Below are 26,706 nucleotides of genomic sequence, written 5' to 3'. Positions count from 1 at the left end.
ATCCAGTGGGCGGGACAAGGTGTCCGCATCGCGGGACGCGCGTTTCACGGAGCCGTGAGGTGCCCCTGTACGACGGGGGCGACCCGGGCGATGATCTGCTCCAGGTCGGCCGACGCCAGCGGCTCCACCTTGATGACGTACCGGAGCATGGCACAGCCCACCAGCTGGGCGGCCGCCAGCTCGGCGCGCAGCTCGGCGTCCGGCAGCTGAAGCTGGGCGGCGATGCGGCGCAGCAGCTGGGTGGCGACCAGGCGGCGGAAGACGGCGGCGGCCGTGTCGTTGTTGACGGCGGAGCGCACGATCGCGAGCAGCGGGACGCGGGTGGTGGGGTTCTCCCAGATGCCGAAGATGAACCGGGTCAGCCGCTCGCCGACGGCGTCGGGGGAGCCTTCGGCGACCGCCTCCGGCGCGTTCAGCGCGGGTGCGAAGGCGACCTCGATGGCGGCTTCGAAGACCTGTTCCTTGGTGCCGAAGTAGTGGTGGACGAGCGCGGAGTCCACGCCGGCGGCCTTGGCGATGCCGCGCACGGACGTCTTCTCGTAGCCGCGCGCGGAGAACTCCTCGCGGGCGGCGGCGAGGATGCGGTCCCGGGTGCCGGCGGACTCGGTGCGGGGGGGCCGGCCCCGGCGCCGGGCGGGCGGCTCGGGGGCGGTGTCGCGCGCGGGCGGGGAGGCGGTCATCGGCGGGTCACCCCTACGGCCGCCGCGGCCAGGTGCTTGCGGGTGTACTCCAGGGCCTCGGCGAGGTCGGCCTCGCGCTCGGCGCCGGACATCGCCCGCCGGGTGTTGACCTCGATGACGACATGGCCGTCGAAGCCGGTGTGCACCAGGCGCTCCAGCAGTTCGGCGCAGGGCTGGGTGCCCCGGCCGGGCACCAGGTGCTCGTCCTTGGCGGAGCCCCGGCCGTCGGCGAGGTGGACGTGCCCGAGCCGGTCCCCCATGCGGTCGATCATGCCCAGGGCGTCGGTGCGGGCCGTCGCCGTGTGGCTGAGGTCGATCGTGAAGTGCCGGTAGTCGTCGTGGGTGACGTCCCAGTCCGGGGCGTAGGCGAGCATCTCGCGGTCGCGGTAGCGCCAGGGGTACATGTTCTCGACGGCGAACCGCACGTCCGTCTCGTTCGCCATCCGCCAGATCCCGTCGACGAACTCCCGGGCGTACTGCCGCTGCCAGCGGAAGGGCGGGTGGACGACGACGGTGGAGGCGTCCAGCTTCTCCGCCGCCGCCCGGGCCCGCTGGAGCTTGGCCCAGGGGTCGGTGGACCAGACGCGCTGGGTGATCAGCAGGCAGGGGGCGTGGACGGCCAGGATCGGGATGCCGTGGTAGTCCGACAGGCGCCGCAGGGCCTCGATGTCCTGGCTGACCGGGTCGGTCCACACCATGACCTCGACCCCGTCGTAACCGAGGCGCGCGGCGATCTCGAAGGCCGTCGCCGTCGACTCGGGGTAGACGGAGGCGGTCGAGAGCGCGATGCGCACGTCTGCGTCCCTTGGTTCAGCCACGTCCGTCACCATACGGCGTCGGGTGGTGCCGGTGTTGGGTGCCTATTCGCCGTTGTGAGGTATGCCATTCGGGCGGGTGCGGGTCGTTTGTGGCTTGTCGCGCCGTTCCCCGCGCCCCCTGTGGGGCGCTATGCGGAACCCATGTGATCGAGGCGCCGGAGGATGACGCCCTCGCGGAGGGCCCAGGGACAGATCTCAAGGCTTTCCACGCCGAAGAGGTCCATCGCGGCCTCGGCGACCAGGGCGCCGGCGAGGAGCTGGCCGGCCCTGCCGTCCGAGACTCCGGGGAGTTCGGCGCGCTGCTCCACCGTCATGCCGGCCAGGCGCGGGACCCATGCCTCCAGCGACTCGCGCTTGAGTTCGCGCTGGACGTAGAGGCCCTCGGCGCTGCGGGCGGCACCGGCGATGCGGGCGAGCTGCCTGAAGGTCTTGGAGGTGGCGACCACGTGGTCGGGGGCGCCGAAGCGGCTGAACTCGCCGACCGTGCGGGCGATCTCCGTGCGGACGTGGCGGCGCAGGGCGCGGACGTCCTCGGGGGCGGGCGGATCTCCGGGCAGCCAGCCGACGGTGAGACGGCCGGCGCCGAGCGGGAGGGAGACGGCCGCGTCCGGCTCCTCGTCCATCCCGAAGGCGATCTCCAGGGAGCCGCCGCCGATGTCCAGGACCAGCAGCTTCCCCGCGGACCAGCCGAACCAGCGGCGTACGGCGAGGAAGGTGAGCCGGGCCTCCTCGGCTCCGGTGAGGACCTGGAGCCGTACGCCGGTCTCGTCGGCCACGCGCGCGAGGACGTCGTCGGCGTTGGTGGCCTCGCGGACGGCGGAGGTCGCGAACGGCAGCAGGTCCTCGACGCCCTTGTCCTCGGCGGCCTGGAGCGCGTCCCGTACGACGGCGATCAGCTGGTCGATGCCTTCGTCGCCGATGGCACCGCTGTCGTCGAGGAGCTGGGCGAGCCGGAGTTCGACCTTGTGCGAATGCGCGGGCAGCGGGCACGCGCCGGGGTGCGCGTCCACCACCAGCAGGTGCACCGTGTTCGAACCCACGTCCAGGACACCGAGTCTCATGTACGGAACGCTACTGCCACAACGTCCGTCCTCGGTCCCCGATGCGGCACCCGGCCACTTACCCTGGACGGGTGCCAAAGACGAAAAAGGCGAAGGCCGACAAGGCGGACAAAAGTCGTAAGGCCGCCAAAACCACCACGGAGGCGCTGATGGGCGACGAGAAGGGGCTCGACTTCGCCCGCGCCTGGGTGGAGTTTCCTGATCCGGCGGACGACGAGCAGGTCTTCCGCTGCGATCTGACATGGCTGACCTCTCGCTGGAACTGCATCTTCGGCAGTGGCTGCCAGGGCATTCAGGCGGGCCGCGCGGACGACGGGTGCTGCTCGCTGGGGGCGCACTTCTCCGACGAGGACGACGAGAAGCGGGTCGCCGAGCACGTGGCGCGGCTCACGCCGGAGCTCTGGCAGCACCATGACGAGGGCATGCGGGGCGGGTGGGTCTCCGAGGACGAGGAGGGTTCCCGGCAGACGCGGCCGTTCCAGGGGTCGTGCATCTTCCAGAACCGTCCGGGGTTCGCGGGCGGGGCCGGCTGCTCGCTGCACATCCTGGCGCTGAAGGAGGGCCGGGAGCCGCTGGAGACCAAGCCGGACGTGTGCTGGCAGCTGCCGATCCGGCGGACGTACGACTGGATCGACCGGCCGGACGACACGCGGGTGCTCCAGGTGTCCATCGGGGAGTACGACCGCCGGGGCTGGGGGCCGGGCGGGCACGACCTGCACTGGTGGTGCACCTCGGCGACGTCGGCGCACGGCGCGGGTGAGCCGGTGTACGTGTCCTACCGGGCCGAGCTGACGGAGCTGATGGGCAAGGCGGGCTACGACCGTCTGGTCGAGCTGTGCGAAGCGCGGCTGGCGTCGCGGTTGCCCCTGGTGGCGCCCCACCCGGCCGACCCGGAAGCCCCGTAACGGCCTTCTCCCCCCGACGCGCCCGGCTGACGGTTCCGTCCTCCCGGCCGTCCCCCGGGGCCTCTCGTTCGGATCATGCCGGGCCCGCGGGCCCTGGCACCGCGCCTCGCCGCCCTGATCCGGACGTAAGGCCCTAGCTGTCCGCCGGGGTCGGGGTCTCGGTGTCGGTCGGCGTGGGAGTCGGCGTCGGGGGGTCGGAGGGGGACGGGGTCGTCGGGGTCGGCGTCGGGTCCGCGGGGGGCGGGGACTGCGTGGCAGGGGGCTCGGTGGGCGGTGTGCTCGGCGGGGGCGACGGGGGTGTCGGTGAGGCGTGGGGCGGCGTCGGGCGGCTCGGTGCCGTGCCGTAGCCGTCGATCGAGACGACCGCGCCCGCCGGTGCCACCGCCACCTGTGCGTGCCAGTGGCCGGACGGCTCGCGCAGGTGATCGACGTACACCTTCACCGTCGACGTCCGACCGGGCTCCAGGGTTCCGGAGGACTGGCTGAAGTAGAGCCAGCCGGCCGACGTGGACACCGACCAGCGGACCCCGGACGCGCCGGACGCCGTGAGGGTGATGAGGGTCGTGTCGCCGTCGTTGGCGGCGCTCACCTCCAGTTGCCCCGCGCCCTTGGCGCCCGTGCCGCCGACGCTGACGACCTCCACCGAGACGTCCGCCTTGCCGTCCTTGCCCATGCGGACGCCCGGTTTCACGCTGGCGTTCCCCGCGTTCTCGTAGCCGCCGGACGTGTCGCCGCCGAGTGCCTCGGGGCCCTGTGCCTCCCGCGCGGTCGCCGAGCGCCCGTCGTCCTCCCCGGCCGGACCGGCCCGGTAGGCGGCCCAGAGGGCGAGGACCGGCGCGGCGACCACGGTGGCCACGACCGTCGTCGTGACCGCACGCGCGCGGATGCGGTCGCGGCGGGCCGCGCGGTCCTTGGGGTCCATCGGGAAGCCGCGCCGGTCGAAGCGGGGCACGGACGCGCCCCTCGCGCGCGGGTGGCGTGCCAGGGCCGCGCGCGGTGCTTCCAGGACGGGCAGCTCGGCGGGGGTGACCGTGGCGCCGGGCCAGTGGCCGGGGACCGCGCGCTCGGCGGTGCGTCGGCAGCGCGGACAGTCGTCGACGTGCCGGACCAGCTCGCGGCGCACCGCCGCGCTGAGGACCAGCCGGTTGTCACCGGTGAGGTGGGCCACGCCGGGGCAGCCGCCCGTCTCGACCACGGCGAGGGCCGCGCGCGTGCGCTCGACCTCGCAGGCGGCGGACGCGAGCAGTTCCCGCGCGGCGGCGGGCTCCATGCCGAGGACGGCGGCGACCTCGTGGGTGGCGAGGTGGTGACGGACGGCGAGTTCCAGGGCCTCGCGCTGCTCGGGCGTGGTGCCGGCGGCCTCCGGCCAGGCCAGCAAGGCGAGTTCGCGTCGCCGCCGCTCCTGGACCTCCGGGGGCAGGGCGGCCGACGCGGGGGGTTCTTCGGCGGGGGGCTCCTCACCGGCGGACGCGGGGGTCCGGGCACTCCCGCCGGCCACGGAGGGCCACTGAGCGGCGGCACGGGGTCCGGCGGACGCGGGAGATCCGGCGGGTCCGGAAGATCCGGGGCGGCCGGGGACCCCGTGGGACCCCGAGGGCGGCCCCGAGGGTCCGGATGACCCCCCTGTCCCCGCGAGCCCGGCCGACCCCGCAGACCTGCCCGGTCCAGCGGCCCCACGAGTTCCCGGCGGCCCGCCCGTCGCCTTCCCCGCTCCGCCCGGCCCGCCACGCCCCGCCGCGTGCGTGGCCTGACGTTTCTGCTTGGCCTCGGCGAGCTTGCGGAGGCAGGCCCAGCGGGCGAGGGCGTACAGCCAGGCCCTGCGGTCGCCGGGCGCACCGGGGGCTCGGTGGCCGCGCCGTTCGGCCAGGGCGAGGACGTCGCCGAGGGCGGCGGTGGCCGTGTCGTGGTCGCACAGGACGGACAGGCAGTAGGTGAACAGGCCGTCCAGGTACGGCTCGTAGCGCGCCGGCGTGCGCTGGGCGACGGTGCGCGCGGCGGCGCGGTCGCGCGCCTCCTTCTCCTCACGGTTCTCGCGCGCTTCGCGTCGTGCGTCACGGGCCTCACGTGCCCCGCGATGCGCCCGGTGCGCGCCTGTCGTGCGGGTGGTCGTCTCCGGACTGCTCCTCATCACCCGTGCGACCGTAGGCGGCTGCGGAGTGCCCCTTCTGGAACCTTGAGCACTTTTAATCCGTACGGGTGAAACGATCCCTCATAAGGGGACAGGAACCCTTTGCTCCGCGGCTGGATCCCGGTGGGCGGTGGCCGAGAGCGGTTCACCCACACGTGCTCCCCCGCTCCCGCGCACCCGACCGCCGGCCCCGTTGTCAGTGCTCCGGGCTACGGTTCTCCGCATGGCTGCCCGTACCAAGACGACCAAGGACCGCCCGTCCTACCGCTGCACCGAGTGCGGCTGGCAGACGGCCAAGTGGCTCGGCCGCTGCCCGGAGTGCCAGGCCTGGGGCACGGTCGAGGAGTACGGCGCGCCCGCGGTCCGCACCACGGCCCCGGGCCGGGTGACCAGCTCCGCGCTGCCCATCGGCCAGGTCGACGGCCGGCAGGCCACCGCCCGCTCGACGGGTGTGCCGGAGCTGGACCGCGTGCTCGGCGGCGGCCTGGTGCCCGGCGCGGTCGTCCTGCTCGCGGGCGAGCCCGGCGTCGGCAAGTCCACCCTGCTGCTGGACGTGGCCGCCAAGGCGGCCGGCCCCGAGCACCGCACCCTCTACGTGACCGGCGAGGAGTCGGCGAGCCAGGTGCGGCTGCGCGCCGACCGCATCGGCGCGCTCCACGACCACCTCTATCTGGCTGCCGAGACCGACCTGTCCGCCGTCCTCGGCCACCTGGACGAGGTCAAGCCGTCCCTGCTGATCCTCGACTCGGTGCAGACGGTGGCCTCCCCGGAGATCGAGGGCGCGCCCGGCGGCATGGCCCAGGTCCGCGAGGTGGCGGGCGCGCTGATCCGGGCGTCCAAGGAGCGGGGCATGTCCACGCTGCTCGTGGGCCACGTCACGAAGGACGGCGCCATCGCCGGGCCCCGCCTGCTGGAGCACCTGGTGGACGTCGTCCTGCACTTCGAGGGCGACCGGCACGCACGCCTGCGCCTGGTGCGGGGCGTGAAGAACCGGTACGGGGCGACGGACGAGGTGGGCTGCTTCGAGCTGCACGACGAGGGCATCACGGGTCTCGCCGACCCCAGCGGCCTGTTCCTGACCCGCCGGGCCGAGCCGGTCCCGGGCACCTGCCTGACCGTCACCCTGGAGGGCCGCCGTCCGCTGGTGGCCGAGGTGCAGGCGCTGACCGTCGACTCCCAGATCCCCTCCCCGCGCCGTACGACGTCCGGGCTGGAGACCTCCCGGGTGTCGATGATGCTGGCCGTCCTGGAACAGCGCGGCCGGATCAGCGCGCTCGGCAAGCGGGACATCTACTCGGCGACGGTCGGCGGCGTGAAGCTGTCGGAGCCCGCCGCCGACCTCGCCATCGCGCTCGCGCTCGCCTCGGCCGCCAGCGACACCCCCCTGCCGAAGAACCTGGTGGCGATCGGCGAGGTCGGGCTCGCGGGCGAGGTCAGACGGGTCACGGGCGTGCAGCGCAGGCTCGCCGAGGCGCACCGGCTGGGCTTCACGCACGCGCTCGTACCGGCCGATCCGGGGAAGGTGCCGTCCGGCATGAAGGTCCTGGAAGTCGCCGACATGGGCGACGCGCTCCGGGTCCTGCCGCGCTCCCGTCGCCGAGAGGCCCCACGGGAGGCGGAGGAGCGCCGGTAGACTTTGCCCAGGTCTCGCCCGTCCGTACGAACCGAGTGCGGGTGCGGGGGCGCGTCAGAACCTGCGACCGGAGGAGTGCAGTGGCAGCCAACGACCGGGCAGCAGCTCCCGGCAAGTCCGGTGGGAGTGCCGGTTCCGATGGCCTGATGCGCGCCTCGCTGAGTGCCGTGGCACCCGGTACGGCCTTGCGTGACGGCCTGGAGCGCGTCCTGCGCGGCAACACCGGCGGGCTCATCGTCCTCGGCTCGGACAAGACGGTCGAGGCGATGTGCACGGGCGGTTTCGTGCTGGACGTCGAGTTCACCGCGACCCGGCTGCGGGAGCTGTGCAAGCTGGACGGCGGCATCGTGCTGTCGTCGGATCTGTCCAAGATCCTCCGGGCGGGCGTGCAGTTCGTGCCGGACGCCACGATCCCGACGGAGGAGACGGGCACGCGGCACCGCACGGCGGACCGCGTCAGCAAGCAGGTCGGCTTCCCGGTGGTCTCGGTCTCCCAGTCGATGCGGCTGATCGCCCTGTACGTGGACGGTCAGCGGCGCGTCCTGGAGGACTCGGCGGCGATCCTGTCCCGGGCGAACCAGGCGCTGGCGACCCTGGAGCGGTACAAGCTCCGGCTGGACGAGGTCGCGGGCACGCTGTCGGCGCTGGAGATCGAGGACCTGGTCACGGTCCGGGACGTGTCGGCGGTCGCGCAGCGGCTGGAGATGGTCCGCCGTATCGCCACCGAGATCGCCGAGTACGTGGTCGAGCTGGGCACGGACGGCCGGCTTCTCGCCCTCCAGCTGGAGGAGCTGATCGCCGGTGTCGAGCCCGACCGCTCGCTGGTCGTCCGCGACTACGTGCCCGAGCCGACGGCCAAGCGGTCCCGCACGGTCGACGAGGCGCTGGCCGAGCTGGACGCGCTGACCCACGCCGAGCTGCTCGAACTCGGCACGGTGGCAAGGGCGCTGGGCTACACGGGGTCTCCTGAGACGCTCGACTCGGCGGTGTCCCCGCGCGGGTTCCGGCTGCTGGCCAAGGTGCCGCGGCTGCCCGGCGCCATCATCGACCGGCTGGTGGAGCATTTCGGGGGCCTGCAGAAGCTGCTCGCCGCGAGCGTCGACGACCTGCAGACCGTGGACGGGGTCGGCGAGGCCCGCGCGCGGAGCGTGCGGGAGGGGCTGTCGCGCCTGGCGGAGTCGTCGATCCTGGAACGCTACGTCTGAGGTCCGGCCGAACGCCCACGACGCGCCCGTGCCGCCCCGTCCTCAGTCCGCCGACAGTACGAACGACGCCTGTGCCTTGCCGAAGCCCGGTGTCTTGGCCTCCAGCAGGTACGTGCCCGGCTTGGCCGAACCCGCGGAGGGCGTCGCACAGTGGGCCGCGCTCGGTTTGCGGTCCCACTTCACGGTGTAGGTGATGCTCTGGCCGGCGGGCACCCGGAACACCAGGCTGCCCGCGCCCCCGGGACAGTCGGCCGACGACCAGAGCGCGTCGTCGCCGTCCGCGGGCGTGACCGTCAACACCGCGTTCTTCGGGCCGAGATCCACCTTGCAGTCGGCGGACGAGCCGTTCTTCGCGGTGAGTTCGAACGTCGGCTTCTGGTCCGGCGAGTAGGAGTTGCGCACACTGCGCAGGCTCAACGACACCGCTTTGGACGTGCAGTCGGGCAGCGTGGAGGACGCCGGCAGCGCGTCGCCCGCGGCGACACCGCCGCCACCGGACGCCGTACCGGAACCCGAACCGCCACCGGAGCCCGAGGAGCCACCGGCCGCACCGCCGTCGCCTCCGGAGGCGGAACCCGAACCCGAGCCCGAACCGGAACCGGAGCCGGAGCCGCTGCCGCCGGAGTTCGCGCCGCCCGACTCGTCGCGCCCGCCGGGGTGTTGACTGATGGCGGGACCGGACGAGCTCGGTCCGGGCGTGATGGTGTGCGTGGGATTCTTGCCGTTGGACCCGTCGGCGTTCTTCTTGCCGCCTCCGCCGCCCGCGGTGACGATCCATGTGATCACCAGCGCCAACAGGGCGACCACGGACAGCAGTACGGCCCTCCGACGCCAGTAGATGGAGGAGGGAAGCGGCCCGACCGGATTGCGCAGAGATCCCACGGCGCAAACTGTACGAGAGATCTCCGCGCTTGCTCGCGTCACCCGCCGCGCCGGCGTCAACTTTTCCGGATCATCATCCCGGTAACTGCCGCGAACGGCACGGTCCTTCCCGTTCCGCCACGCTCGGTGAGCGTGCGGTCACCCATCGGGCCCGCCCAGCCGTGGCAGGATCGGAAGGGCCATGACTGAGAAGCTGCACGCCCCCGTGATCGCCTGGTTCGACATCCACGCCCGCGACCTCCCCTGGCGCCGCCCGGAGGCGGGCCCGTGGGGCGTGATGGTCAGCGAGTTCATGCTCCAGCAGACCCCGGTGAACCGGGTGCTGCCCGTCTACGAGGAGTGGCTGGCCCGCTGGCCGCGCCCCGCCGACCTGGCGAAGGAGGCGCCCGGCGAGGCGGTGCGCGCCTGGGGCCGGCTCGGCTATCCGCGCCGCGCGCTGCGCCTGCACGGTGCCGCGGTCGCCATAACGGAGCGGCACGGCGGTGACGTACCGACGGATCACGCGCAGCTGCTCGCACTGCCCGGCATCGGTGAGTACACGGCCGCCGCGGTGGCCTCGTTCGCGTACGGGCAGCGGCACGCGGTGCTGGACACCAATGTGCGCCGGGTGCTCGCACGGGCGGTGACCGGGGTGCAGTACCCGCCGAACGCGACCACGGCCGCCGAGCGGCGCCTGGCGCGGGAGCTGCTGCCGCAGGACGAGCGGACCGCCGCGCGGTGGGCCGCCGCCTCCATGGAGCTGGGCGCGCTGGTGTGCACGGCGAAGAACGAGGGGTGCGCGCGGTGCCCGATCGCCGCGCAGTGCGCCTGGCGGCTCGCGGGCAAGCCCGAGCACGCGGGTCCGCCGCGCCGCGGACAGACGTACGCCGGCACGGACCGGCAGGTGCGGGGCAAGCTGCTGGCCGTGCTGCGGGAGGCGCACGCGCCGGTGCCGCAGGCGGTGCTGGACCGGGTGTGGCACGAGCCGGTGCAGCGGGCGCGCGCGCTCGACGGGCTGGTCGCGGACGGTCTGGTGGAGCCCCTTCCGGGCGGCCTGTACCGGCTGCCGCTCGGCTGACGCACGGCCGGCCCACGGCCAAGTCACCACCATCCGGCGTCCGTTACGGAGAATCCGAACGGACAAATCGCCCCATAGTGGGCCAAACTCCCCTTCGCCGCTACCCAGTTCCTTCGTCCGTTACACAACCGACGGATAGCCGATTGCCAGCCGCAGGCTGGTCCGCACAGCCCCGTGACAACCACTCCGTAGCTTCTTCTCCGTGCCCGGCGGACCACCGGGCGCGGGGAGAGCGGGACTTCGGGCAAGGGCCGGAAGCACAACGGGGAACGGAGGCGGTCGATCATGGCGCAGGGCGAGGTGCTCGAATTCGAGGAGTACGTCCGCAGCCGGCAGGACGCGCTGCTGCGCAGCGCCCGGCGGCTGGTCCCGGACCCGGTCGACGCCCAGGACCTGCTGCAGACGGCGCTGGTGCGGACGTACGGCCGCTGGGAGGGCATCGCCGACAAGCGCCTGGCCGACGCCTATCTGCGCCGGGTCATGATCAACACGCGGACCGAGTGGTGGCGGGCGCGCAAGCTGGAGGAGGTGCCGACCGAGCAGCTGCCGGACGCCTCCGTCGAGGACTCCACCGAGCAGCACGCCGACCGGGCCCTGCTGATGGACGTCATGAAGGTGCTCGCACCGAAGCAGCGCAGTGTCGTGGTGCTGCGACACTGGGAGCAGATGTCCACTGAGGAGACGGCCGCTGCCCTCGGCATGTCGGCCGGTACGGTCAAGAGCACGCTGCACCGGGCGCTCGCCCGGCTCCGTGAGGAGCTGGAGGCCCGCGATCTGGACGCACGCGCTCTGGAGCGTGAGGAGCGGGAGCGTTGCGCGGCCTGACCGGGGCCGGGCCCGACCGGGCCCGAGGCAGTACACAGGCGGTGATCGCGGTGGGGGCCGCGCTCGCCGCCCCCGCCCTTTTCCTCGCCGCGTGCGGCAGCGGGGGCACGGGCGCACGGGACGAGGGCCCGGCACACGCCTCGGCGATGGCGGGGGCCGTCGCCTCCCCCTCCCCCAGCCCGTCCGAGCACTACGGGCGGGTGGACCCCGTGGCGCTGGTCAAGAGCGATCCCGAGGTGTCACCGGCGGTCAAGCGCGAGCTGAAGCCGTGCAACGGCGATGAGTACCCGGTAGACGTCTCCTACGGCAATCTGACCGGGGCCCCGGTGGACGACGTCGTCATCAACGTGCTGACCTGCGCCGACGCCGTCGGCATCGGCTCGTACGTGTACCGGGACGCCGGCGGCTCGTTCCGGAGCGTCTTCAAGAGCGAGGAGTCCCCGGTCTACGCGGAGATCGACCAGGGCGTCCTGTCGGTGACCAGGCAGTACTACGAGAAGGGCGACCCGATCTCCAGCCCGTCCGGTGAGATCGTGACGCCGTACACCTGGAAGGCGGGACGGTTCGCCCAGGGCAAGCCCACGCGCAACGAGTACAGCAAGTCGGCCGGCGGGGGCCCGACACCCGTACCGGACAGCTGACCGCCCCGCACCCTCGTACACCCGACCGCCGCACCTACCCCACGAAGACTGAGAGCACCGGGATGGCAGACCAGACCCACGTCCTGTTCGTCGAGGACGACGACGTCATCCGCGAGGCCACCCAGCTCGCCCTGGAGCGGGACGGCTTCGCGGTCACCGCGATGCCCGACGGCCTGTCGGGCCTGGAGGCGTTCCGGGCGAACCGCCCCGACATCGCGCTGCTGGACGTCATGGTGCCGGGCCTGGACGGCGTCAGCCTGTGCCGCCGGATCCGCGACGAGTCGACCGTGCCGGTGATCATGCTGTCGGCGCGCGCCGACTCCATCGACGTCGTCCTCGGGCTGGAGGCGGGCGCCGACGACTACGTGACCAAGCCCTTCGACGGTGCCGTGCTGGTCGCCCGGATCCGCGCGGTGCTGCGCCGCTTCGGGCACGCCGGCGGGTCCGCGCAGGCGGAGGAGGCCGTGTCGGCGGACGGCGGCGGCACGCTCGCCTTCGGCGACCTGGAGATCGACACCGACGGCATGGAGGTGCGCCGGGCCGGGCAGCCGGTGGCGCTGACGCCGACCGAGATGCGGCTGCTGCTGGAGTTCTCCGCCGCTCCGGGCACCGTGCTCTCCCGCGACAAGCTCCTGGAGCGGGTGTGGGACTACGGCTGGGGCGGCGACACCCGGGTCGTGGACGTGCACGTGCAGCGGCTGCGGCAGAAGATCGGCCAGGACCGGATCGAGACGGTCCGCGGCTTCGGCTACAAGCTGAAGGCCTGAGCGGAGCGGCGGTATGCGGGGGATTCTTCGGCATCCGGTCCGGCGCATGGAGCGCGCGGGCCTGCGCACCGGGCTCCGGTGGAAGGTCAGCGCGGCCATCGCGCTGGTGGCCGGGCTGGTGGCGATCGTCCTGAGCCTGGTCGTGCACAACGCGGCCCGCGTCTCGATGCTGGACAACGCGCGCGAGCTGGCCAACGACCGGGTCCTGATGGCCCAGCGCAACTACGAGCTCAACCGGGGGCCGGTCTTCCCCTACGTCAGGGTCGACGACCCCGAGCTGCCGGCCGCGCTGCGCGAGAAGGTCGAGCGGGGCCGCCGGGCGAGCGACGTCTCCGAGCACCACGGGGTGGCGGACATCTGGGCGGCCGTACCCGTGAAGGACGGACATGTGCTGTCCCTGCACAGCCATCTACCCGACCGCAGCACCGACATGCTGCAGGACCTGGACCAGGCCCTGATCATCGGCTCGGTCGCGGTCGTGCTCGGCGGCAGCGCGCTGGGCGTGCTGATCGGCGGGCAGCTGTCCCGCCGGCTGCGCAAGGCGGCGGCCGCCGCGAACCAGGCCGCGGCCGGCGAGACCGACGTACGGGTGCAGGAGGCCATCGGCGGGGTCGTACGGGACGAGACCGACGAACTCGCGCGCGCGGTGGACGCCATGGCGGACGCGCTGCGGCAGCGCCTGGAGGCCGAGCGGCGGGTCACCGCCGACATCGCGCACGAGCTGCGCACCCCGGTGACGGGTCTGCTGACGGCGGCCGAGCTGCTGCCGCCCGGCCGGCCCACGGAGCTGGTACTGGACCGGGCCAAGGCCATGCGCACGCTGGTCGAGGACGTCCTGGAGGTGGCCCGGCTGGACGGGGCCTCGGAACGGGCGGAGTTGCAGGACATCATGCTCGGCGAGTTCGTCGCACGGCGGGTGGCGGCCAAGGATCCGGACATCGCCGTACGGGTGGTGCACGAGTCGGAGGTCACCACCGACCCGCGGCGGCTGGAGCGGGTGCTGTTCAACCTGCTCGCCAACGCCGCCCGGCACGGCCGGCCACCGATCGAGGTCACCGTGGAGGGACGGGTCATCCGGGTCCGCGACCACGGCCCCGGCTTCCCGGACGAGCTGCTCGCCGAGGGGCCGAGCCGGTTCCGCACCGGCAGCAAGGACCGCGCCGGGCAGGGCCACGGCCTCGGTCTGACCATCGCGGCGGGCCAGGCGCGGGTGCTGGGCGCCCGGCTGACGTTCCGCAACGTACGGCCCGCGGGGGCGCCGGCCGGGGTTCCCGCGGAGGGTGCGGTGGCCGTCCTGTGGCTGCCGGAGCACGCTCCGACCAACACGGGCAGCTTCCCGCTGCTGCCCGCGTCCGGCGGCACGTCGCTGCCGTCCCCGGGCCCCGCTCGCCGCGCGACCCGGGACGCATGAGGGCTCACGGCCCACCGGGCAGCGCCCGCCGGGTCACCGGGGGCTCGGCCCTCGCCGCCCGGGATCAGGTCTCGCCTCTCGCCGGAAGCCCGATCCGGGGACCACTGCCCAGCCCGGCGCCGTCCGGGCCCGGCACCGCACCGCACTGTCCCGGCCCGGTGCCGTCCGGTTTCAGCGCCGCCCGGCCTCACCGCTGAAGACCGGCCGCTCGGCGCACCCGGGCCTCGGTCGCGCCGTGACGTCTGCCCCGGTGACCCTCCCCCGCCGCACCGGCGTGCTCAGGTGGTCGCCACCACCAGTTCCTCCGCTCTCGACGGCCGGAGTCCGTCCGGTCGGCCGGTGAAGTAGCGCCGGGTGAGTTCCTCCGCCGGTACGTGACGGGCGTCCCGGAAGCCGGCCTCACGGATCAGGGCCACCATCCGCTGCGGTGTGAAGTGGCTGAGGAAGGGGGTGCCGGAGGCCCTCGCACCCCGCTCCGCCGCCTCCTGGAAGGGTCGCAGGCCGGGCTCGACGTCCTCGGCCGGCCGCAGGAACGTGGTGACGAGCGTGGAGCCCGGCGCGAGCGTCGCGACCTGCCGGAAGCTCGCGGTGATGGCGTCCCGCGTGAGGTACATGGTCACGCCGGTGCAGGCCACGACCGCCGGGCGGGACGGGTCGAGACCGGCCGCGAGCAACCGCCCCCACCAGTCCCCCTCGAAGTCGACCGGCACCAGCCGCAGCCAGTCGGGCACCTCGTGGCCGAGCGCGGCGAGCCGGCGCCGCTTCCACTCCTGCGGCCCGGGCCGGTCCGTCTCGAACACCCGCAGCCTGGAGGCGATCTCCGGCCGGCGCTGGGCGAACGTGTCCAGGCCGGCGCCGAGGACGACGTACTGCTCGACGCCCCGCGCGGCCTGCTCCGCGACGAGGTCCTCCACGAACCGGGCGCGGGCCGCGATGGACGCCCGCACGGGCCGGGTGTCCCGCTCGTCCATGTCGGGGCGGGACCGCCAGTCGTCTCCGGGATCGGCCAGGCGCAGCCCGATCTCGTCCTCGATGACGTGCGGCGGCGGATCGGCCTGGACGTGCAGCGCCCGCCACAGGGCGACCCGCACCGCCGTGTGGTCCGGGAGCACGGCCGCCCGCGCGGTCACCCGAAGTCCTTGGAGAAGTCCAGCTCCTCGCTGCGCTCGGTCAGCGAGTACCAGTTGCCGCTGTCGTCACGGAAGATCGCCTCGATGCCGTACGGACGCTCCTTCGGCTCCTGGATGAACTCCACTCCGCGTGCCGCGAAGGCGGCGTGGTCGGCCCGGCAGTCGTCCGTGCGGAACGCCCCGGCGCCCAGCACTCCCTTGGCGACCAGCTTCTTCATCGCGTCGGCGGACTCCGGGTCCAGGCCGTCCAGGCTCATCAGGGCCAGCTCCAGGTCGGGCTGGTCCTTGGCGCCGACGGTGATCCAGTGCATGTGGCCGAGGGCGAGGTCGGTGCGCACCTCGAAGCCGAGCTTCTCGGTGAAGAAGGCCTTCGTCCGCTGCTGGTCGGTGGTCCACACGGTGCTGATGGCCAGGCCCTTGATCATGGCTGCGCTCTCCTGTCGCGAGGCTGCTGTTCCTGCTCGTCACCGTAGGCAGGACCGGGCGCGGGGCGCTTCTCCGATGTTGCGGTGTTGAAGCCGCCGGCCCAGAGCATGGCGTAGCAGCCGGGTATGAGGGCGGCCCCGCGGCCGACGTGCCGCGCGCGGTACTCGCTCGGCGTGAGGCCGGTGCGGGCCTTGAAGCGGGCGGAGAACGTGCCGAGGCTGCTGAAGCCGACCAGGGTGCAGATCTCGGTCACCGTGAGGCTGACGGTGCGCAGCATCTCCTCGGCGCGCTCGATCCGCCGGTGGGTGAGGTACTGGCCGGGTGTCTCGCCGTACACCTCCTTGAAGGCGCGCAGGAAGTGGTACCGCGAGTACCCGGCGTGCGCCGCCACCACGTCCAGGTCGAGGCCGGGGTCGGCCCAGTCCCGATCCATGGCGTCCTTGGCCAGACGCAGGCGGCGGATCCTGTCCATGAGCCGATGGTGGCACGGGGGTCTGACATCGAGGCCCGGGCGGGAACGGCCGAAGGCCCCGGCGCTGCGGACGCGCGCCGGGGCCTTCGGGCTCGGGCTGGTTCAGACGGCCTCGACCACGGTCACCGGCGCCGCGTCGGCACCCTCCGTGGCGGCCTTCGGACCGCCCTTGAGCGGCACCTCCTTGACGAACAGCGCCGCGATCAGCACCAGCACCGAGATCCCGGCACCGAGCAGGAACGCCGAGTGCGTGCCGGAGGAGACCGCGTGCTGGTACGCCTCGCGGACCGCCGCCGGGAGCTTCGCCAGGCTCTTCGCGTCCAGCTGCGCCGACTGTTCGGTCATCCTGGCCCCCGCCGTGCCGGCCCGCTCGGCCATGACGTCCTGGACCCGGTGGTTGAACAGGGCGCCCATGATGGCCACGCCGAAGGAGGAGCCGAGCGTACGGAACAGGGTGGTGGAGGAGGACGCCACGCCCATGTCCTTCATCTGGACGCTGTTCTGCGCGACCAGCATGGTGATCTGCATCAGGCAGCCCATGCCCGCGCCGACCACGGCCATGTAGAGGCCGGAGGTCAGGCGGGTCGTCCCGGTGTCCATCAGGGACAGCAGGTACAGGCCGACGGTCATCAGCACGCCGCCGACGATCGGGAAGATCTTGTACCGGCCGCTGTTGGTGGTGACCCGCCCGGCGACCATCGAGGTCACGAGCATCGCGCCGAGCATCGGCAGGAGCAGCAGTCCGGAGTTGGTGGCGGAGGCGCCCTGCACGGCCTGCTGGTAGAGCGGCAGGAACAGGGTGGCGCCGAACATCACGAAGCCGGTGATGAAGCCGATGACCGACATCAGGGTGAAGTTGCGGCTCCTGAAGATGTGCAGCGGCACGACCGGTTCGGCGGCCTTGGTCTGCCAGAACACGAACCCGACCAGCGCGGCCACGCCGATGCCGGTCAGCTCCATGATCCGCGCGGAGGTCCAGGCGTACTCGGTGCCGCCCCAGGTGGTGACCAGCACGATGGAGGTGATGCCGACGGTGAGCAGCAGCACGCCCAGGTAGTCGATGCCGGCCTTGGAGCGCTTCTTCGGCAGGTGCAGCACGGCCGTGACGAGCGCGAGGGCGACCGCGCCGAGCGGCAGGTTGATGTAGAAGGCCCAGCGCCAGCCCCAGTTGTCGGTGATGGTGCCGCCGACGAGTGGGCCGCCGATCATCGCCAGCGCCATCACGCCGGCCATCATGCCCTGGTACTTGCCGCGCTCCCGAGGCGGGATCAGGTCGCCGATGATCGCCATGACGCCGACCATCAGACCGCCGGCGCCCAGGCCCTGTATGGCGCGGAACCCGATCAGCTGGCCCATGTCCTGGGCCATGCCGCTCAGCGCCGAGCCGAGCAGGAAGATCACGATCGAGCTGAGGAAGGCGCCCTTGCGCCCGTACATGTCGCCGATCTTGCCCCAGACGGGGGTGGAGGCCGCAGTGGCCAGGGTGTAGCCGGTGACGACCCAGGAGAGGTGCTCCAGGCCGCCCAGCTCACCCACGATCGTGGGCATCGCCGTACCGACGATCATGTTGTCCAGCATCGCGAGCATCATCGCGATCATCAGTGCGAGCAGTACCACCCGCACGCTCCGGGGCTGTTTGCCCTCGGCAGCACTCTGGGGCTGTCCGCCCTCAGCCATGACACTTTCGACCGTGTCCGCCATCGTCTTCCCATTCCCCCTGCGGCAGGTACTTACTTGCCGCCCGGCTAGTTACTACACTGCGGAAGGTAGACCCGTTACTAGCCGGGCGTCAAGTAAGTTTTCGCGGGAGCGCGAGGAGTACGAGGATGGGCCTCACCATGGACGGCACCAAGCAGCAGCGCCGCGGCAACACCCGCCAGCGCATCCAGGACGTGGCGCTCGAACTCTTCGCGGAGCAGGGCTACGAGAAGACCTCCCTGCGGGAGATCGCCGAGCGCCTCGACGTCACGAAGGCGGCCCTGTACTACCACTTCAAGACCAAGGAAGAGATCATCGTCAGCCTCTTCGCGGACCTGACGAAACCGATCGAGGACCTGATCGAGTGGGGCGGACGACAGCCGCACACCCTGGAGACCAAGCAGGAGATCGTCCGCCGCTACAGCGAGGCGCTGGCCGGCGCGGAACCGCTGTTCCGCTTCATGCAGGAGAACCAGGCGACGGTCCGGGAACTGCGCATCGGCGACACCTTCAAGGACCGGATGCGCGGCCTGCGGGACATCCTCATCGACCCGGAGGCGGACCTGGTCGACCAGGTCCGCTCCGTCAGCGCGATGTTCACGCTGCACGCCGGGATGTTCGTGATGCAGGACCTCGAAGGCGACTCCGAGAAGAAGCGCGAGGCTGTTCTCGAAGTCGCCATGGACCTCGTGGCGCAGGCGCACGAGCACGCCCGCGAGAAGGGCTAGGACTGTCCTGGGACAGCACGCCTAGCCCCCGGCGTGGGTCAGACCTTCACGCCCTGGGCGCGCAGGAACGGGACCGGGTCGATGCCGGAGCCGTAGTTCGGGGTCGTGCGGATCTCGAAGTGCAGGTGCGGACCCGTGGAGTTGCCGGTGGAGCCGGACAGCGCGATGTGCTGGCCGGTCGTGACGACCTGGCCGATCCGCACGTCCACGCGGGACAGGTGGGCGTACTGCGAGTAGGTGCCGTTGCCGTGCTTGATGACGACGGCGTTGCCGTACGCCGGGCCGTCACCGGCGCCGTTGGGGCCGGCCTTGACGACGGTGCCGCCGTGCGCGGCGACGACCTCTGTGCCGGTCGGCACGGCGAAGTCCTGGCCGCTGTGCTTGTGCGCCCAGTGGCTGCCGGCCTGCGCGAAGCCCGCCGAGAGCGTGTACTTCTTGACCGGGTCGACCCAGGAGCCGGCGGACGCGGTGGCGGCGCTCGCGACCCCGGTGCCCAGCACGGCCGTGGCGCCGAGTCCGGCAGCCAGGACGGTCACACGGGCGCGGAGCGAGGACGTACGGGAAGAGCGGGACGTGAAGCGCTGGAACATCTGGACCTCGTGAACTCGGAGACACTTCCGCCACCCGGCGTACGGACGTCCGTGGAGACGTTTCACCGGGGCGGCTGTTCCTTGGTAACCGAGCACCCCATCAAGCCCAAAACACCCTAAGTACGGCATCACGTAGTAGACGCCGCCAATACCACTTACTTTCTTGACAGCCGCGCACTCCGGCGCACAAGGCCCTGACGACGTACTTCTCGGGCGTGACCCCGTGAGGCAAAGCTCCCCTTTTTGTCCGTTTTGCCCATACGGCGCATCCCACTATCCCGTCTAGTACCGGACATTTCGCCTGTGCCGCATATCACCGGCACCCCTTGTCGGGAAATGCGGAAATGTGACGCAGACCTCTAGGCGCCTACCCTCCGGTAACCCTACGGTTCCCCTCGCGCCACCCTCGCCTCAGATCATGCCCCTGACATTCAGACGCGAGAGGACCCCCACCGATGACCAGACGCCCCTGGGCGCGCCGCATCTGCGTGACCACCGTCTCCGTGGCCGCCCTGGCCGCGCCGGCCGCCCCGGCGGCCACGGCCGCCCCCGCCGCGTCCGCGAGCGCCTCCGCCGGGGCCGTGAGCGCCTCTGCCAAGGTCGACCACGCCGCCTGGCAGAAGGACTGCCAGGCGGTCATGGACCAGGCCCTCCCGTACCTGAGGGACCGCATAGCCGCCGCCAGGCCCGGCGAGAAGCAGGCGATCGTCTTCGACATCGACAACACCACGCTGGAGACCGACTTCGGCTTCAGCTACCCCCAGCCGGCCAACCGGCCCGTCCTGGACGTCGCCCGCTACGCCCAGGAGCACGGCGTCTCCCTCTTCTTCGTCACGGCCCGTCCCGGCGTCCTGTACTGGCCCACCGAGTACAACCTCGAACACGACGGCTACGACGTCTCCGGTCTGCGTGTCCGCGGCCTGGCCGACCTCTTCAAGGACGTCGCCGCCTACAAGACCGCCCAGCGCGTCGGCATCGAGAACGACGGCTACACGATCATCGCGAACATCGGCAACAGCGCCACGGACCTGTCCGACGGCCACGCCGAGAAGACCTTCAAGCTGCCCGACTACGACGGACAGCTGTCGTAGGGCCGGACACCCCCCGGCCGGACACGCCCCGCACGGCCCGCGTCGTCCGCACGCGACCGCGCCCGGGGAACGCCGAAGGGGCCGGTGCCCGAAGGCACCGGCCCCTCTGGTCCGGCGGGACCGCCGGAGACCGACCCTTACTCCTTGCTCAGGTTGGGCCCGGCCCCACCCGCGGCCTGCTCGATCGGCGGGACGTCCGGCAGCGCCGACTTCTCCTCACCCCGGAAGGTGAAGGTGGCGGCGTCGCCCTCGCCCTCGGTGTCCACGACCACGATGTGACCGGGACGCAGCTCGCCGAAGAGGATCTTCTCCGAGAGCGTGTCCTCGATCTCGCGCTGGATCGTGCGGCGCAGCGGCCGGGCGCCCAGCACCGGGTCGTAACCCTTCTTGGACAGCAGCTCCTTCGCGGACTGGGAGAGCTCGATGCCCATGTCCCGGTCCTTCAGGCGCTCGTCCACCTTGCTGATCATCAGGTCGACGATCCGCAGGATGTCCTCCTGCGTCAGCTGCGGGAAGACGACCACGTCGTCGACGCGGTTGAGGAACTCGGGGCGGAAGTGCTGCTTGAGCTCGTCCGACACCTTGTTCTTCATGCGCTCGTAGTTGGTCTTCGTGTCACCCGCGGCGGCGAAGCCGAGGTTGAAGCCCTTGGAGATGTCCCGGGTGCCGAGGTTGGTCGTCATGATGATGACCGTGTTCTTGAAGTCCACGACCCGGCCCTGGGAGTCGGTCAGACGACCGTCCTCCAGGATCTGCAGCAGCGAGTTGAAGATGTCCGGGTGGGCCTTCTCGACCTCGTCGAAGAGGACGACCGAGAACGGCTTGCGGCGCACCTTCTCCGTCAGCTGGCCGCCCTCCTCGTAGCCCACGTATCCGGGGGGCGAACCGAAGAGACGCGACACCGTGTGCTTCTCGCTGAACTCCGACATGTCGAGGGAGATCAGCGCGTCCTCGTCACCGAAGAGGAACTCGGCGAGCGCCTTGGACAGCTCGGTCTTACCGACACCGGACGGGCCGGCGAAGATGAACGAACCACCGGGACGCTTCGGGTCCTTCAGGCCCGCACGCGTACGACGGATCGCCTTCGACAGCGCCTTGACGGCGTCGTTCTGGCCGATGACCCGCTTGTGCAGCTCCTCCTCCATGCGGAGCAGGCGGCTGGACTCCTCCTCGGTCAGCTTGAAGACCGGGATGCCGGTGGCCGTGGCGAGGACCTCGGCGATCAGCTCGCCGTCGACCTCGGCGACGACGTCCATGTCGCCGGCCTTCCACTCCTTCTCCCGCTTCGCCTTGGCGGCCAGGAGCTGCTTCTCCTTGTCGCGCAGGGACGCGGCCTTCTCGAAGTCCTGCGAGTCGATCGCGGACTCCTTGTCCCGGCGGACGGCGGCGATCTTCTCGTCGAACTCGCGCAGGTCCGGCGGAGCGGTCATCCGGCGGATGCGCATCCGGGAACCGGCCTCGTCGATCAGGTCGATCGCCTTGTCCGGCAGGAAGCGGTCCGAGATGTAGCGGTCGGCCAGGGTGGCCGCCTGGACCAGGGCCTCGTCCGTGATGGAGACGCGGTGGTGCGCCTCGTACCGGTCGCGCAGACCCTTGAGGATCTCGATCGTGTGCGGCAGGGACGGCTCGGCGACCTGGATGGGCTGGAAGCGGCGCTCCAGGGCCGCGTCCTTCTCCAGGTGCTTGCGGTACTCGTCCAGGGTCGTCGCACCGATGGTCTGCAGCTCACCGCGGGCCAGCATCGGCTTCAGGATCGAGGCCGCGTCGATGGCGCCCTCGGCGGCACCCGCACCGACCAGCGTGTGCAGCTCGTCGATGAACAGGATGATGTCGCCGCGGGTGCGGATCTCCTTGAGCACCTTCTTCAGGCGCTCCTCGAAGTCACCGCGGTAGCGGGAGCCGGCGACCAGGGCGCCGAGGTCCAGCGTGTAGAGGTGCTTGTCCTTGAGCGTCTCGGGCACCTCGCCCTTGACGATCGCCTGGGCGAGGCCCTCGACGACGGCGGTCTTGCCGACGCCGGGCTCACCGATCAGCACCGGGTTGTTCTTGGTACGGCGGGACAGCACCTGCATGACCCGCTCGATCTCCTTCTCGCGCCCGATCACCGGGTCGAGCTTGGACTCACGAGCGGCCTGGGTGAGGTTCCGGCCGAACTGGTCCAGGACCAGAGAGGTCGAGGGGGTGCCCTCGGCCGGGCCGCCCGCGGCGGCGGTCTCCTTGCCCTGGTAACCGGAGAGCAGCTGGATGACCTGCTGCCGCACCCGGTTGAGGTCTGCGCCCAGCTTGACCAGGACCTGGGCGGCGACGCCCTCGCCCTCGCGGATCAGGCCGAGCAGGATGTGTTCCGTGCCGATGTAGTTGTGGCCCAGCTGAAGGGCCTCGCGGAGCGACAGCTCCAGGACCTTCTTGGCACGGGGGGTGAAGGGGATGTGCCCGGACGGGGCCTGCTGGCCCTGACCGATGATCTCCTCCACCTGCTGGCGGACCGCCTCAAGCGAAATGCCGAGGCTCTCCAGGGCCTTAGCGGCGACACCTTCGCCCTCGTGGATGAGACCCAGGAGGATGTGCTCGGTGCCGATGTAGTTGTGGTTGAGCATCCGGGCTTCTTCCTGAGCCAGGACGACAACCCGCCGCGCGCGGTCGGTGAACCTCTCGAACATCGTTAATCGCTCCTCAGAGCGGTCAGGCAGTGGGGGGAACTTCCCCTCCCTGTCCTTCCGCAGCTTAGTCCCGCAAGCGGGGACCGCTCATTCCAACTGCCGACACCGTCGATGGCCTCCTGACCCGTGACGCCGACATCTGCTCCAACCCGATGGTGCGAGACGATGTTCCCGCAGGCCAGGCAGTTACCCCAGTCGCCAGTACGCCGATGGCGAACGTGAGACGGCCTTTCCTGCGTGTCGCCCCCTCCCACTAGGCATGTCTTACCCGCAGGGACGGACACTCCATGCGGCGCGCACCGGTTCCCTCCGCTATGGGCGAACAACCTTGCGCCTCCCCGCACCCCCAGGCGCCCCCGCTTCCGGCACTCTGTGCAGTCGGCAGCGCACCCAGCGTAACCCGAAAGGGGGTCCGGCTGTTGCTCCTGGCATGGTTGGCTCGGTCCCCATGACCTCCACGGTCCCCCTTCCCCGCCGGCCCGTCGATCCGGAGGCACGGGCCCGGCACTGGTACGAGAACGATCTGGGGTGGCCGACCGTGCCCGGACGGCCGCTGCGGCTGCGCACGGGGGTGCGGTTCGACGTGCTGGACGTGCCGGCCGAGGCGGGCGCCAAGGCGCTCCGGCATCTCGCGCCGGGCTCCCCGGTGGCCCTTAGGGGCGACCGGATGCGGCTGCTGGTGGCCGCGGGCAGCGCGGAGGAGCTGCCCGGCCTGCTGGCCTGGCTGGAGTGGGGCGCGGTGGCCCTGGACCTACGCGTCCTCGGGGCGGGCGGCACGATGCAGGCCCCGCCGCCGCCCGCGGGGGCCGCCGCGGGGCCCGGGTCCGTACGGGCCGGGGTCGCGCCCCGGCAGTCCGCGAAGGGGGCCGCCGTGTGGGTGCGGCCCCCCGGTCCGGGACTCGAGACCGGGGCCTCGCTGCCCGCCATGCCGGCGTCGCCCCCCGCGGGGCGCGAGGGGAGCGCTCCCGATCTCGTGCGACTGGTGGACACGGTGGCAGCGGAGTGTCACCGGGTCCGGCTGCGGCGCGCGTGCGCCGGGCACCCCGCCGACCGGCGGGATCAGCCGTTGGCCTTCTCGTAGGCCTCGCGGATGGACGCGGGAACCCGGCCGCGGTCGTTGACCTCGTAACCGTTCTCCTTCGCCCAGGCGCGGATCGCCGCGGTGTCCTGGTTGCCGCCGGTGGCGGCGCGCGCCTTTCCACGCCCGCCGGAGGAACGGCCGCCGGTACGGCGCCCGCCCTTCACATAGGGGTCGAGAAGGGTGCGCAGCTTGTCCGCATTGGCAGTCGTGAGATCGATCTCGTACGTCTTGCCGTCCAGCGCGAACGTCACGGTCTCGTCCGCCTCGCCGCCGTCGAGGTCGTCGACAAGAAGGACCTGAACCTTCTGTGCCACCGCATTTCCTTTCATCGATAACGTTGAGGGCCAGGGGTGTGCGGCGTCCGCCGTTTCGCCGCCCCTGTTATATGCAGTACTGCAGTACGTCGGAAAGCAAACCGCTTTTGCCGGAAAAACACAAACCCTCGGGAGTGACTCAGCGGACCGACCGCGTCCGGAAACATGCGCGTTTCGGACATAGGCCACCGGGGCAATGACGATCACAGATGCAGAAGCATCCGGCTGTTGCCCAAGGTGTTCGGCTTCACTCGTTCGAGACCGAGGAACTCGGCGACGCCCTCGTCATAGGAACGCAACAGCTCCGCGTACACATCCGTGTCGACCGGCGTCTCCCCGATCTCCACGAAGCCGTGCTTCCCGAAGAAGTCGACTTCGAAGGTCAGGCAGAAAACGCGTCGAACGCCGAGCCAGCGCGCGGTCTGGAGCAACTTCTCCAGCAACTGATGACCCACGCCGGCGCCCTTGAGGCCGGGCTTCACGGCCAGTGTGCGGACTTCGGCGAGGTCCTCCCACATGACGTGCAGCGCTCCGCAGCCGACCACCTCGGCGTTGTCGTCGCGTTCGGCGACCCAGAACTCCTGGATGTCCTCGTAAAGCGTGACCGTGGCTTTGTCGAGCAGGATGCGGTCGCGGACGTAGGCGTCGAGGAGGCGGCGCACGGCGGGGACATCGCTGGTCCGGGCCCGGCGGACGGTGATGGCTTTTGCGGGGACTTCGGGACGCTCTGCTGACATGAGCGGACGCTATCGCCCGCCGGTGCCCTCCGGCGCGCCGGGGTTCTCCTCTTGCCGGGCTTCGGCGGGTTCCTGTTGGCGGGCTTCGGGGGCTTCCCGGGTTTCTTCCGGCCCCTGGACGATGCGTACGGCGTCCCTGAGGGCCTGTCGCTGTTCGTCGCTCATCATGCCGAAGAAGGCGACGAGTGCGGCGGCCGGGTTGTCGCTCTGGGACCAGGCGTCGTTCATGAGGGCGGCGGCGTACGCAGCTCGTGTCGACACGGCCTCATATCGATAGGCCCGCCCTTCGGCCTCGCGGCGCACCCAGCCCTTCTGATGGAGATTGTCCAAAACGGTCATCACGGTGGTGTACGCGATGGAGCGTTCCCGCTGGAGGTCTTCCAGGACTTCTCGAACGGTCACCGGGCGGTTCCACTTCCACACCCGCGTCATGACCGCGTCTTCGAGTTCTCCCAATGGGCGAGGCACAACTCAGAACAATACTGGGAGATCCCGGCAATGGCGTGCCGGACGGGCACTAGAGCTACAAACATGAACAAAAAGGGCGTACGACTCGTGGGGCGCCGGGGCGCGGGGAGTCGTACGCCGGGAGACGGCCAGGTCGCTGTGACCTGTGGTGATGCGGTAGTGCTCCGCGTGGGTCCGGTCAGGCGTCGCCGGCGGCGGAGGCCTGGCGGGCGCCCTCCGCGCGGGCGAGGGCGGCGTCGACGGCCGCGTCCTCCTTGGCCTTGGCGGCCCCGCCCTGGGTCTTCACGATCACCCTGACCACACCGATGAAGAACACGGCCATGACGACCGGGGGCACGAGCGCGGAGAAGTAGTCCATGGCCCAAGAGTAGCCACGCCGGAACGCCCGAAAAGGGCAGGGGCGCCCCCGGCGCCTCTCGTTCCGATCGTGCCGGGCCCGCGGGCCCTGGCACCGCTTCCTGATCCGGCCTGGCCCGGACGGAGAGCCCTAACCCGCGGCCAGCCGGCACGGCGCGGACTCCGCCGGGGGCGCCGGCTTGCGGCGCGGGAAGACCTCGCCGGGCGTCGGGACGGGCCGCTTGGGGGCCGCCGGTTCCGCAGCCGGCCGCTCCGAGGGGCCGGGCGCCGGCTTCTGCCCGGGCTCCGCGGGCTCCTGCGGGGGCGTGGAGGGCCCGTCCGCCTCTCCTCCGTCCTGCGGGGCCCCGGACTCCCCCGCACCGCCTGGGAGCGCCAGCAGACGCGCCCTCGCGGGCGGCACGGCCGGCGCGGGCACCTTCCGCCCGCCCTGCGCGAACCGTGCCCGTACGTCCTGCTCGGCCAGCTCCTGGCAGCGCTCCAGCAACGCCGCCGCCGCGGGGTTCCCGCGCAGCGCCCGCAGCGCGGCGAGGTCGTCCGGCGTCGGCCGGTGCCCGGCACCGAGCACCTCCTCCAGGAGGGTGAGGTACCCGGCGGCGGTACCCGGCAGGGCGGCCCGGTAGCGGCCCAGGTCGGCCACCAGGAAGGCGCGCAGCCTGGCCCCCTCGCACATCGCCTCGTCGAGCGACTCGGCGAGCCGGAGACAGTCCTGCATGTCCTCGGCGGAGGCATGGCCGGGGTGGAGGGCGAGGGCGAGGGCGCGGCGGAGCACACGCAGCTCCTGCGCGCCGAACGCCATGCCGCCGCGGGATCCGTATGGCGTGGGCATGCGGCGACGCTACCCACTAATCGGACAAAAGTGACGATTCCGCATCTCTTTTCCCCCGCGTGTCGCTCCGGCTTCCTCCATCCGGTGCCACCCGCGGCGGGAGGCCTGCGCGGGG

Annotated in this window: 27 protein-coding genes; 11 read left to right on the top strand and 16 right to left on the bottom strand. The window is 71.8% G+C overall.

Translation table 11 applies throughout. The features are described 5' to 3' along the window. Nucleotides 1–44: 44 nt before the first annotated feature. The 3 genes from AB0946_RS11060 to AB0946_RS11050 form a co-directional block, all read right to left on the bottom strand. Nucleotides 45–680, bottom strand: a complete 636-nt coding sequence (locus tag AB0946_RS11060) for a TetR family transcriptional regulator (protein WP_366760264.1) — start codon at nt 678–680, stop codon at nt 45–47. Next, nucleotides 677–1,498, bottom strand: coding sequence for a sugar phosphate isomerase/epimerase (locus AB0946_RS11055; RefSeq protein ID WP_366760263.1), 822 nt, complete (start codon nt 1,496–1,498; stop codon nt 677–679). Before AB0946_RS11055 ends, AB0946_RS11060 begins: the two co-directional genes overlap by 4 nt. Nucleotides 1,499–1,626: 128 nt before the next feature. Further along, nucleotides 1,627–2,559, bottom strand: coding sequence for a Ppx/GppA phosphatase family protein (locus AB0946_RS11050; RefSeq protein WP_366760262.1), 933 nt, complete (start codon nt 2,557–2,559; stop codon nt 1,627–1,629). A 71-nt stretch (nt 2,560–2,630) separates the two neighbouring features. Between AB0946_RS11050 and AB0946_RS11045 the strand changes: the two genes are divergently transcribed. Further along, complete coding sequence (locus AB0946_RS11045; RefSeq protein ID WP_366760261.1) at nt 2,631–3,464, top strand: hypothetical protein; 834 nt, start codon at nt 2,631–2,633, stop codon at nt 3,462–3,464. A 133-nt stretch (nt 3,465–3,597) separates the two neighbouring features. On the opposite strand, the gene AB0946_RS11040 is transcribed toward AB0946_RS11045, so the two are convergent. Further along, nucleotides 3,598–5,595: a hypothetical protein gene (locus AB0946_RS11040; RefSeq protein ID WP_366760260.1), complete on the bottom strand. Its 1,998-nt coding sequence runs from the start codon at nt 5,593–5,595 to the stop codon at nt 3,598–3,600. Nucleotides 5,596–5,815: 220 nt separating this feature from the next. Here AB0946_RS11040 and radA point away from each other — a divergent pair, with 220 nt between their 5' ends. Next, on the top strand, nt 5,816–7,225 hold the full coding sequence (gene radA / locus AB0946_RS11035; protein ID WP_366760259.1) for a DNA repair protein RadA: 1,410 nt from the start codon (nt 5,816–5,818) through the stop codon (nt 7,223–7,225). Nucleotides 7,226–7,305: 80 nt separating this feature from the next. Then, nucleotides 7,306–8,430, top strand: coding sequence for a DNA integrity scanning diadenylate cyclase DisA (gene disA / locus AB0946_RS11030; RefSeq protein ID WP_015493313.1), 1,125 nt, complete (start codon nt 7,306–7,308; stop codon nt 8,428–8,430). Between the two features lie 42 nt (nt 8,431–8,472). Here the strand turns inward: disA and AB0946_RS11025 are convergent, their stop codons facing one another. Further along, the gene (locus tag AB0946_RS11025; RefSeq protein WP_366760257.1) at nt 8,473–9,312 is read right to left on the bottom strand and encodes a hypothetical protein; all 840 of its coding nucleotides are present in this window, start codon (nt 9,310–9,312) and stop codon (nt 8,473–8,475) included. Nucleotides 9,313–9,493: 181 nt separating this feature from the next. On the opposite strand from AB0946_RS11025, the gene AB0946_RS11020 reads away from it, so the two are divergent. The 5 genes from AB0946_RS11020 (at nt 9,494) to cseC (ending at nt 14,013) form a co-directional block, all read left to right on the top strand. Then, nucleotides 9,494–10,369, top strand: coding sequence for an A/G-specific adenine glycosylase (locus AB0946_RS11020; protein WP_171154015.1), 876 nt, complete (start codon nt 9,494–9,496; stop codon nt 10,367–10,369). A gap of 285 nt (nt 10,370–10,654) precedes the next feature. Further along, nucleotides 10,655–11,194, top strand: a complete 540-nt coding sequence (locus AB0946_RS11015) for a SigE family RNA polymerase sigma factor (RefSeq protein WP_014674153.1) — start codon at nt 10,655–10,657, stop codon at nt 11,192–11,194. Next, entirely contained in the window at nt 11,182–11,835 is a 654-nt protein-coding gene (locus AB0946_RS11010) for a hypothetical protein (RefSeq protein WP_366760255.1), read from the top strand. The genes AB0946_RS11015 and AB0946_RS11010 overlap by 13 nt, the downstream gene beginning before the upstream one ends. A 62-nt stretch (nt 11,836–11,897) precedes the next feature. Continuing rightward, nucleotides 11,898–12,602, top strand: coding sequence for a two-component system response regulator CseB (gene cseB / locus AB0946_RS11005; protein ID WP_366750277.1), 705 nt, complete (start codon nt 11,898–11,900; stop codon nt 12,600–12,602). A 13-nt stretch (nt 12,603–12,615) separates the two neighbouring features. After that, a complete protein-coding gene (cseC, locus tag AB0946_RS11000) occupies nt 12,616–14,013 on the top strand; it encodes a two-component system sensor histidine kinase CseC (protein WP_366760254.1) in 1,398 nt (465 codons plus the stop codon). A 278-nt stretch (nt 14,014–14,291) separates the two neighbouring features. Here cseC and AB0946_RS10995 read toward each other — a convergent pair whose 3' ends face one another. The 4 genes from AB0946_RS10995 to AB0946_RS10980 form a co-directional block, all read right to left on the bottom strand. Then, nucleotides 14,292–15,143, bottom strand: coding sequence for a class I SAM-dependent methyltransferase (locus AB0946_RS10995; protein ID WP_366760253.1), 852 nt, complete (start codon nt 15,141–15,143; stop codon nt 14,292–14,294). Continuing rightward, the gene (locus tag AB0946_RS10990; RefSeq protein ID WP_366760252.1) at nt 15,140–15,568 is read right to left on the bottom strand and encodes a VOC family protein; all 429 of its coding nucleotides are present in this window, start codon (nt 15,566–15,568) and stop codon (nt 15,140–15,142) included. Before AB0946_RS10990 ends, AB0946_RS10995 begins: the two co-directional genes overlap by 4 nt. Then, nucleotides 15,565–16,041 carry a helix-turn-helix transcriptional regulator gene (locus AB0946_RS10985; protein ID WP_366760251.1) on the bottom strand — a complete coding sequence of 159 codons (477 nt, stop codon included), beginning with the start codon at nt 16,039–16,041 and terminating at the stop codon, nt 15,565–15,567. The genes AB0946_RS10990 and AB0946_RS10985 overlap by 4 nt, the downstream gene beginning before the upstream one ends. 102 nt (nt 16,042–16,143) lie before the next feature. Continuing rightward, complete coding sequence (locus tag AB0946_RS10980; RefSeq protein WP_366760250.1) at nt 16,144–17,742, bottom strand: MDR family MFS transporter; 1,599 nt, start codon at nt 17,740–17,742, stop codon at nt 16,144–16,146. A 125-nt stretch (nt 17,743–17,867) separates the two neighbouring features. Between AB0946_RS10980 and AB0946_RS10975 the strand changes: the two genes are divergently transcribed. Then, nucleotides 17,868–18,467: a helix-turn-helix domain-containing protein gene (locus AB0946_RS10975; RefSeq protein WP_366760249.1), complete on the top strand. Its 600-nt coding sequence runs from the start codon at nt 17,868–17,870 to the stop codon at nt 18,465–18,467. A gap of 38 nt (nt 18,468–18,505) precedes the next feature. Here the strand turns inward: AB0946_RS10975 and AB0946_RS10970 are convergent, their stop codons facing one another. After that, entirely contained in the window at nt 18,506–19,057 is a 552-nt protein-coding gene (locus AB0946_RS10970; protein ID WP_366760248.1) for a M23 family metallopeptidase, read from the bottom strand. Between the two features lie 455 nt (nt 19,058–19,512). On the opposite strand from AB0946_RS10970, the gene AB0946_RS10965 reads away from it, so the two are divergent. Further along, nucleotides 19,513–20,148 carry an HAD family acid phosphatase gene (locus tag AB0946_RS10965; RefSeq protein WP_366760247.1) on the top strand — a complete coding sequence of 212 codons (636 nt, stop codon included), beginning with the start codon at nt 19,513–19,515 and terminating at the stop codon, nt 20,146–20,148. 137 nt (nt 20,149–20,285) lie between these two features. Here the strand turns inward: AB0946_RS10965 and AB0946_RS10960 are convergent, their stop codons facing one another. Continuing rightward, complete coding sequence (locus AB0946_RS10960) at nt 20,286–22,808, bottom strand: ATP-dependent Clp protease ATP-binding subunit (RefSeq protein WP_014674145.1); 2,523 nt, start codon at nt 22,806–22,808, stop codon at nt 20,286–20,288. Nucleotides 22,809–23,256: 448 nt separating this feature from the next. Here AB0946_RS10960 and AB0946_RS10955 point away from each other — a divergent pair, with 448 nt between their 5' ends. Beyond that, nucleotides 23,257–23,889, top strand: a complete 633-nt coding sequence (locus AB0946_RS10955) for an SCO3374 family protein (protein ID WP_366760246.1) — start codon at nt 23,257–23,259, stop codon at nt 23,887–23,889. On the opposite strand, the gene AB0946_RS10950 is transcribed toward AB0946_RS10955, so the two are convergent. The 5 genes from AB0946_RS10950 to AB0946_RS10930 all read right to left on the bottom strand — a co-directional run bounded on the left by AB0946_RS10950 (nt 23,868) and on the right by AB0946_RS10930 (nt 26,561). Beyond that, complete coding sequence (locus tag AB0946_RS10950; RefSeq protein ID WP_103817333.1) at nt 23,868–24,203, bottom strand: Lsr2 family protein; 336 nt, start codon at nt 24,201–24,203, stop codon at nt 23,868–23,870. The genes AB0946_RS10955 and AB0946_RS10950 overlap by 22 nt on opposite strands. Before the next feature lie 203 nt (nt 24,204–24,406). Continuing rightward, nucleotides 24,407–24,940 carry an amino-acid N-acetyltransferase gene (locus tag AB0946_RS10945; protein ID WP_366760245.1) on the bottom strand — a complete coding sequence of 178 codons (534 nt, stop codon included), beginning with the start codon at nt 24,938–24,940 and terminating at the stop codon, nt 24,407–24,409. 9 nt (nt 24,941–24,949) lie between these two features. Next, nucleotides 24,950–25,408: a BlaI/MecI/CopY family transcriptional regulator gene (locus AB0946_RS10940; protein WP_366760244.1), complete on the bottom strand. Its 459-nt coding sequence runs from the start codon at nt 25,406–25,408 to the stop codon at nt 24,950–24,952. 178 nt (nt 25,409–25,586) lie between these two features. Further along, nucleotides 25,587–25,766 carry a hypothetical protein gene (locus tag AB0946_RS10935; protein ID WP_366760243.1) on the bottom strand — a complete coding sequence of 60 codons (180 nt, stop codon included), beginning with the start codon at nt 25,764–25,766 and terminating at the stop codon, nt 25,587–25,589. 129 nt (nt 25,767–25,895) lie between these two features. Further along, a complete protein-coding gene (locus AB0946_RS10930) occupies nt 25,896–26,561 on the bottom strand; it encodes a hypothetical protein (protein WP_366760295.1) in 666 nt (221 codons plus the stop codon). Nucleotides 26,562–26,706: the final 145 nt, after the last annotated feature.

It is taken from the genome of Streptomyces sp. NPDC046870, from assembly GCF_040704595.1.
GTDB classification, from domain to species: Bacteria; Actinomycetota; Actinomycetes; order Streptomycetales; family Streptomycetaceae; genus Streptomyces; species Streptomyces argyrophylli.
This window is presented reverse-complemented; position numbering and strand designations above follow the sequence as displayed.